Source organism: Solirubrobacter ginsenosidimutans (assembly GCF_027587205.1).
Genome location: NZ_JAPDOD010000029.1, coordinates 115,326 through 121,428 on the forward strand (window position 1 = coordinate 115,326; position 6,103 = coordinate 121,428).

General features: G+C 73.7%; 7 protein-coding genes. 5 read left to right on the top strand and 2 right to left on the bottom strand.

Annotated elements, in window-relative coordinates:
* Window positions 1–6: 6 nt before the first annotated feature.
* The 3 genes from OM076_RS27295 (at window position 7) to OM076_RS27305 (ending at window position 2,780) form a co-directional block, all read left to right on the top strand.
* Window positions 7–258 (top strand): hypothetical protein, encoded by a 252-nt coding sequence (locus OM076_RS27295; protein ID WP_270043276.1) that lies wholly within the window; start codon window positions 7–9, stop codon window positions 256–258.
* A gap of 65 nt (window positions 259–323) precedes the next feature.
* The gene (locus tag OM076_RS27300) at window positions 324–1,481 is read left to right on the top strand and encodes a glycosyltransferase (RefSeq protein WP_270043277.1); all 1,158 of its coding nucleotides are present in this window, start codon (window positions 324–326) and stop codon (window positions 1,479–1,481) included.
* Window positions 1,482–1,586: 105 nt separating this feature from the next.
* Window positions 1,587–2,780 (top strand): TolB family protein, encoded by a 1,194-nt coding sequence (locus OM076_RS27305; protein ID WP_270043278.1) that lies wholly within the window; start codon window positions 1,587–1,589, stop codon window positions 2,778–2,780.
* On the opposite strand, the gene OM076_RS27310 is transcribed toward OM076_RS27305, so the two are convergent.
* Both OM076_RS27310 and OM076_RS27315 read right to left on the bottom strand, forming a co-directional pair.
* The gene (locus OM076_RS27310) at window positions 2,770–3,594 is read right to left on the bottom strand and encodes a PfkB family carbohydrate kinase (protein WP_270043279.1); all 825 of its coding nucleotides are present in this window, start codon (window positions 3,592–3,594) and stop codon (window positions 2,770–2,772) included. The genes OM076_RS27305 and OM076_RS27310 overlap by 11 nt on opposite strands.
* Complete coding sequence (locus tag OM076_RS27315) at window positions 3,591–4,628, bottom strand: NAD-dependent epimerase/dehydratase family protein (protein WP_270043280.1); 1,038 nt, start codon at window positions 4,626–4,628, stop codon at window positions 3,591–3,593. The genes OM076_RS27310 and OM076_RS27315 overlap by 4 nt, the downstream gene beginning before the upstream one ends.
* A gap of 24 nt (window positions 4,629–4,652) precedes the next feature.
* Between OM076_RS27315 and OM076_RS27320 the strand changes: the two genes are divergently transcribed.
* Window positions 4,653–5,297 carry a glycosyltransferase family 2 protein gene (locus OM076_RS27320; protein WP_270043281.1) on the top strand — a complete coding sequence of 215 codons (645 nt, stop codon included), beginning with the start codon at window positions 4,653–4,655 and terminating at the stop codon, window positions 5,295–5,297.
* A gap of 49 nt (window positions 5,298–5,346) precedes the next feature.
* A complete protein-coding gene (locus OM076_RS27325) occupies window positions 5,347–5,982 on the top strand; it encodes a TIGR04282 family arsenosugar biosynthesis glycosyltransferase (protein ID WP_270043282.1) in 636 nt (211 codons plus the stop codon).
* Window positions 5,983–6,103: the final 121 nt, after the last annotated feature.

The window sequence follows — 6,103 nt, forward strand, 5'->3', positions numbered from 1 at the left end:
TTCGCAATGCCTGATCGGAGCCGATGCCCGAATTGTCGTGAACCCGTCAGCCCCTTCGCCGCGGGCTGCGCCATCTGCGGCGCAGATCTGGACACCGCGCGCTGGGACAAGGGCCCGGGCATCGGGAACCGGATCGCCTCGTGGTTCGGCGCGCTCAGCTCGGGCCCGACCAAGGGCGGGATGACGCCCTGGGTCATCGTGTTCCTGATCTTCTTCGGGACCGGGATCGTCAGCACGCTGCTCGCCTTGTTCCTGTAGAACCGGGGGGTCGGCGGGGGTCCCTGCGGGGAATCGAGTGCGGACCGGTGTCGTCTGGGACCGGTATGCGCATCCTCTTCGCCACGACGCGCGGCGCTGGGCATGTCGGCCCGCTGGTGCCGTTCGCCCACGCCTGTGTCGCCGCCGGGCACGAAGTCCTCGTCGCCGCGGCGCCCTCCACCCGCCCCCACGTGCAGCGTGCCGGATTGAAGTTCTCGCCCCTCGGCGAGCCCGACGAGGCGACGATGGCCGAGATCTGGACGCGCGTCAAAGCCGCGCCGACAGGGATCGAGGCGGGCAAGATCGTCTTCGAGGAGGTCTTCGCGGGTGAGTTCGCCCGCTCCGCGCTGCCGGGGTTGATGGCGCTGGCGGGCCGCTGGCTGCCGGACGTCGTGGTCCGGGAGACGTGCGAGTTCGCCTCCGTGCTGGCGGCGGAGAGCATCGGCGTCCCGGACGTCCACGCCGCGTGTTTTCTGACCGTGGTCAACGAACGCTGGTACGACCTCGCGCGTCCGATGACCAAGCTGCGCGCCGAATTCGGCCTCGCAGCGCCGCGCCGCGACCGGTCGCGCGAGCCCTACCTCACGCTCGCGCCCCGCTCCCTGGAGCACCCGGACTTCCCGGAGTTCCCCGGCACCCACCGGTTCCGGGCGCCGGCCACGCCGTCGCGCCCGCTCCCGGACTGGTGGGACGGGTCCGACGAGCCGCTGGTCTACGTCTCGTTCGGCTCGTCCGCCGCGGGCAACGGGTTCTTCCCGGAGGTCTACCGCGGCGCGCTCGAGGCGCTCGCCGACCTGCCCGTGCGGGTGCTGCTCACCGTCGGCACCGAGGTCGACCCCGCCGCCCTCGGCACCGTGCCGGCGAACGCCCACGTCGAGGCGTGGGTGCCGCAGCGTGCGGTCATGGCCCACGCCGCGGCGATGGTCGGCCACGGCGGCTCAGGCTCCACCCTCGCGGCGATGGCGGCCGGCATGCCGCTCGCGCTCGTCCCGCTCTTCGCCGACCAGCCCGACAACGCCGAGCGCGTCGCCGCCCTCGGCGCCGGCCTGCAGCTCGACGGCACCGCCCGCCTCGGCGACGCCGTCACGACCCTGCTCCAGGACCCGTCCTACCGCACCGCCGCCCGCGCCGTGGCGAACGACATCGCCGCCCTCCCGCCGGTCACCGCCGCCGTCTCACTGCTCGCCGACATCGCCGAGCAGGGCCTCCCACTCGCCGCCTGACCTAAACGCGACCTAAATGGGGTCAGACCCCATTTAGATAAAGGGGGTCAGACCCTCTTTAGGTTCGGTGTCGTCAGCGACGCGCTGCGGGTAGATTCCCGGTGAATGCGTTGCGCTTTCCTCACCATTGCCCTGTTCGCCCTCTCCGCGGCGCCTGCAGCGGCTGACGTCCGCCTGATCGATCCCGCGACCGGCGCGTCGACGACGCTCGTCAAGGGCGACAAGACCCGGCTCGTCGCCGGTGTGGAGGGCGGGCTCCTGATCGAGCGCGCCAACACCCGCTCGATCCTCGGGGTCGACGGAAGTCGCACCGCGGCGCCGCAGTTCGACGATGCGGATTCGGTCGGGCCCACCGGGCGCACCATCCGCATGCAGCCGAGGGGGTTCGAGCTGCGCGCGTCCGACGGCCAGATCGTCGGCTCCTACCCGGCCGATCTGTTCGTCTGGTTCATCCCCAGGATCGGCTGGTCGGCCGACGGCTCGCGCGTCGCGGTGCTGGTCGGCCGACAGCTGCGGGTGTTGGACACCGCGACCGGGGCGGTGCTCGTCCAGCGCGCGTCAGAAGGCGATCTCGGCGAGCAGGCGTTCTCGCCCGACGCGTCGGCGCTCGTCTTCATCGACGACGACCGCGCGTACCGGCTCGACATCGCCACCGGCCAGACCGCGGATCTCGGGCGGGAGGCGACGGATGCGGCATGGAGCACGACCGGGCGGATCGCGCTCTCGTCCGAGGACGGCATCGTGGTACCGGGTGAGGCCGGCGTGCGCGCGGCCAACGGCGGCTTCAACGCTCTGTGGAGCCCCGATGGCAAGACGTTGGCCTTCTCCACGTTCGTGACGCACGACGCCTGCACCGAGCCGGACGACGCGATCGCCGTCGCCTCGCCGGGAGCGGCTCCCACCCTGCTCGTCGGTCCGTCGGCCGGCACGCCGTACGGCCGCGCGTGGGCTCCGGACGGGCGGCTCGCGGTGGACGTCGTCCAGCAGCGAGCAGTCTCGGAGAAGCGCGGCAAGCGCCACCCGTGGCCGAAGCGGGTCGCCGGCGACTACGAGATGTTCACCCGCGGCGGGAATGCCGCGATCCGGCGGGTCGTAGTGCGGTTCGCGAGCGCGCTCAAGCGCGGTGCGAGCCGGGAGACGGCGCTCAGCCGGCTTCGGCTCGGCATGGCCAAGGTCCAGAAGCACTTCGACGAGACGGACGACACCGCGGTCCGCGACGCGATCGCCGTCGAGATCGACCGCTGGCTCTACGCCGCCGGCTTCCGCGGCGTCGAGTCCTCCGACGAGTTCACGTGCTGAGGTCCGCGGCGGTGAGCTGGCCGGCGTAGGGGCCGCGGCCGGTGAGGTTCGCGGCGCCGGCGCGGGCGGCGAAGGCCAGCGCGTCGTCGATCGAGCGGCCCGCTCCGAGCGCATAGGTGAGCCCGCCGGCGAACGTGTCGCCGGCGCCGTAGGCGTCGACCAGCGGGCCGGGCAGCGGCGCGGCGTCGAAGTCGCCGCGGACGAGGCCCGCCTGCCAGGTGCCGCCTTCCCCGCCCGCGGTCGTGACGACGATGCCCACGTCGAGCGATTCGCGGTCGACCTGTTCGAGCCGGTCGTGCCCGCTCCCCACGAGCACGTCGATGTGGATGCCGTGGAGGGTCTCGACGGCGCGCGGGGTCGCGACGAGGCGGGCGGCCCGCCGGGCGTGCGTCATCGCCGCGGGGTCGCCGCCGGAGACGAAGACCGCGTCGGCGCCGTCCAACCGGTCCCAGGGGAGATCGTCGTCACCGCTCGGCGCGTGGCGCTCGCCGACGATCGAGATCGTCCGCTCCCCGTCGTCGTCGAGGTGGACGAAGCCCCAGCGCTGCATCGCCTCGCGCCGCGCGGCGTGGACGCGCACGCCGAGTTCGGTCAGGCGCTCGAGCGAACGGCGCCCGCGCTCGTCATCGCCGAGGGTGGTGAAGAAGTCGACGTCGCCGCTCAGCTTGGCCAGTTGCACGGCGACGACGGCCGCGCTGCCGGCGGCCTCGGAGAACCACGACGACGCGTCGATGATCTCGCCGGGCACGGGGACGTGGGTGAAGCGCCCGAACTCGATCCACTCGACATGGCCGACGACGGCGAAGCGGCTCATGCGCGCAGCTTCGCTTCGGCGAATTCGCGCATGCCCGCCTCGAAGTCCTCGCCCGCCCGGAACCCCAGCTGCGTCGCAGCGCGCTTGGGCGAGGCGAAGACGTGGCGCACGTCGCCCGCGCGCCACTGCCCGGTCACGACGGGTGGGAGCGACGGATCGACCGCGCGAGCGAGCGCGGCCGCCATGTCCCCCACCGTGCGGGGCGTGCCGGACGCGACGTTGAACGCACCGGGGACGCCGGCCTGCAATGCGTGGACGTTGGCCGCCGCGACGTCGCGCACGTGCACGAAGTCGCGCCGCTGCGCGCCGTCCTCGAACACGCGCGGCGCCGTTCCAGCGGCCAGGGACGAGCGGAAGATGCTCGCCACGCCCGCATATGGCGTGTCGCGCGGCATCCGGGGACCGTAGACGTTGTGGTAGCGCAACGCGGTGACGGTCGCGCCGGTCTCGCGGGCGAAGGCGGTGCACAGGTGTTCCTGGGCGACCTTCGTCGCCGCGTAGACGTTGCGCGGGTCCAGCGGCGCGTCCTCGGGCACCGACTCAGGGGCGAGCGCGCGGCCACACGTCGGACACGGCGGCTCGAAGTGCCCGCCGTCAAGCGCCTCCGGCGTGCGCGGGCCCGGGCGGACGAGGCCGTGCTCCTCGCAGCGATAGCGGCCCTCGCCGTAGACGACCATGCTCGACGCGAGCACCAGCGGACCGGAGAAGGCGCGGGCGGCGAGCGCGCGCAGCAGCACGGCGGTGCCGAAGTCGTTGTGGGAGACGTAGTCGGCGATGTCCCCGAGGTCGACGCCGAGGCCGACCATCGCCGCCTGGTGGCTCACGGCGTCCACGCCTTGAACCGCGCGGGCGGCCACCTCGGGGTCGCGCACGTCGCCCTCGATGTAGGTGGCGCGCGGGTCGAGGTAGTCCGGCCGCTCGCGGTGGGCGGCGTCGAGGAAGGTGTCGAGGACACGCACCTCATGCCCGCCGGCCAGCAGCGCGTCGACGATGTGCGAGCCGATGAACCCGGCCCCGCCGGTGACGAGGAACACGGCGCCAGGCTACCGTCTCGCTCCGTGCCGGACGTCGTCCTCCCCGTGCTCAACGAGCGTGACGCCATCCCGTGGGTGCTCGAGCGGATGCCCGCGGGCTATTCGCCGATCGTCGTCGACAACGGGTCGACCGACGGGTCGGGGGAGCTCGCCGCGGCGCTCGGGGCGCGGGTCGTGGTCGAGCCGGTCCCGGGCTTCGGCGCCGCGTGCTTCGCCGGGCTGACCGCGGCCGTGAGCGACGTCGTGTGCTTCATGGACTGCGACGCGTCCTTCGATCCGCGCGAACTGCCGCGCGTGGCCGATCCGGTGCTCGCGGGCGAGGCCGGCCTGATGCTCGGCGCGCGCCAACCGGTCGCGCGCGGCGTATGGCCGGTGCACGCGCGGGTCGCGAACACCGTGCTGGCGGTCGAGCTACGCCGGCGCACGAAGGTCCCGTTGCGCGATCTGGGGCCGATGCGCGCGGCCGGCCGGCAGGCGCTGCTGGACCTCGGGATCCGCGACCGCCGCTTCGGCTGGCCGCTGGAGATGGTGCTGCGCGCTTCGGCGGCGGGCTGGACGATCCGCGAGATCGGCGTCTCCTACCACCCGCGCGACGGGCGCTCGAAGGTCACCGGCACCGTCCGCGGCACGGCGCGGGCCATCCGCGATATGACGAGTGTCTTACGGTGACGCCTGCATTTGAGTGATCCGGAGCGGCGTGGGCCACGCTACTCATCTTGTGAGCCCCGTTCTCATCGTGATCGCCAAAGCGCCGGTCGCCGGGCGCGTCAAAACCCGCCTGACGCCACCCTGCACGCCGGTTCAGGCCGCCCTTGTGGCGCAGGCGGCCCTGGAGGACACCTTGGAAGCCGCGCTGGGCGCCCTGCGCCCCACGCGGCGGGTACTCGTGCTCGACGGCACGCCCGGACCGTGGCTGCCGCCGGGCTTCGACGTCATCCCACAGCGCGGTGACGGACTCGCCGACCGCCTCGCCAACGCGTTCGCCGACGTGGGCGAGGCCGCGTTCCTGGTCGGGATGGACACGCCGCAGCTGACCTCGCGCCTGCTCGACGAGGGTCTCGAGGCGGTCACCGCCGGCGACTCCGCGTTCGGGGCGGCGCTCGACGGCGGCTACTGGGGCATCGGGCTGCGCACGCCCGACCCCGCCGTCTTCGCCGGCGTGCCGATGAGCACCGCCCGGACCGGCGTGGTCCAGCGGGCGAAGCTGACGCTGCTCGGCCTGCACCCGCGCGTCCTCCGACCGCTGCTGGACGTCGACACGATCGCGGACGCCCGCGCCGTGGCCGAAGCGGCGCCGGCCACGCGCTTCGCCGCGCAGCTGGCCGCGCTGGGGCTCGAGCGGGTGGCGGCATGACCGCGCTCGGCGACCGTCCGGCGGCAGGCCGGCGCGAGCGGGCGTCGGGAGACGCCGCCAAGGCCGCGTGCGTGCCGCAGGGCCACGCCGCGCACCGGCCGCACGGCGACGTTGCGCCCCG